This window comes from Escherichia sp. WS2035, assembly GCF_046487065.1.
Taxonomy (GTDB): domain Bacteria; phylum Pseudomonadota; class Gammaproteobacteria; order Enterobacterales; family Enterobacteriaceae; genus Escherichia; species Escherichia coli.
Window position 1 is genome coordinate 1 of sequence record NZ_JBJQKD010000051.1, and the last position, 1,070, is coordinate 1,070.

General features: G+C 41.6%; 1 protein-coding gene. It reads right to left on the reverse strand.

The annotated features are described in order from the left end of the window. Positions 1-9: 9 nt before the first annotated feature. Positions 10-984, reverse strand: coding sequence for an IS30-like element ISApl1 family transposase (locus tag ACJHX4_RS26715; RefSeq protein WP_012478345.1), 975 nt, complete (start codon positions 982-984; stop codon positions 10-12). Positions 985-1,070 lie beyond the last annotated feature (86 nt).

The following is a 1,070-nucleotide window of genomic DNA, read 5'->3' on the forward strand; positions in this document are numbered from 1 at the left end:
CTTGAATTGTCAAACCAAGTGCAACGATTTTTTGAAGTAAACTTCATAAGGTGTTTTCCAACCTAAACATTTACGTGGTCGTAAATTCAGTTTATTGATCACCTGTTGAATATCAACTTCGCTCCACTGATTGATGTCTTGGTGCTTCGGAAAGTATTCACGAAGTAACCCATTTGTATTTTCATTCGTTCCCCGTGTCCACGGTTGATGCGGCTCGGGGAAGTAAAATTCTACACCCAGTGCTTCTGTTACCAAACGATGTTGGGCAAATTCTTTACCACGGTCTGGCGTAATTGACCGCAATATATGTGAATCCAGCAATTCAATCATGGCTTTTTGGACTGCTTCGGCTTTTTTGGCAGGAATTTTCTTCACCAACTCAAAACGACTTTTGCGTTCCGTCAGCGTCAGCAAACAAGCTCCACCCGCTTTACCCAGTACGGTATCGGCTTCCCAATGTCCAAAGCGACTGCGATTTTGCGCCGAAATGGGACGGTCGTTCAAATGGTTGGATATCTGAATTTTGCCACGTTTTTCATGATGATTTTTTGTATGCCGTGTTTTGCCTTTGTGGCGCAGTTTGCGACTGGCTTTGCGTTCGCCTATATCAAACAACCCTGAATAAATACCACGATAAATGGTTGAATAACTAATGGATAATTCAGATTTTTCCAATTTTAATCGTGCGCTGATTTGTTCGGGCGACCAGTTTTCTGTCAGAAACTTTTCTTGCACCAAATTGAAATATTCAGGCTGCTCTAATTTGCGCTGTGCTTTGCTATTTTGACGATGCTTCAAATAGCTGTTTTGTGCGTTCGTTGCACTGTAGCTTTCTAGAGCGTGTCGTTTCAGCTCGCGAGAAATGGTGCTGGAGCTACGTCCCAGTGCTTTGGCAATTTCTGCTTGTTTTTTGCCCTGTGCGAGTAAAATCATTATCTTTTCTCGCTCGTTTATTGTAAGATGTCGGTAGGAAGTACTCATCATTTGGAAATGGTTTTTGTGTGGAAACAAAATTATATTCTAGTTGATGAGTACTTCTTTTTTTGTTGCACTTGGATTGTAAATTCAGC

Excerpts from the sequence above, each read along its gene's own strand:
- ACJHX4_RS26715 (WP_012478345.1), bottom strand. The coding sequence starts at position 984 with ATGATGAGTACTTCCTACCGACATCTTACAATAAACGAGCGAGAAAAG.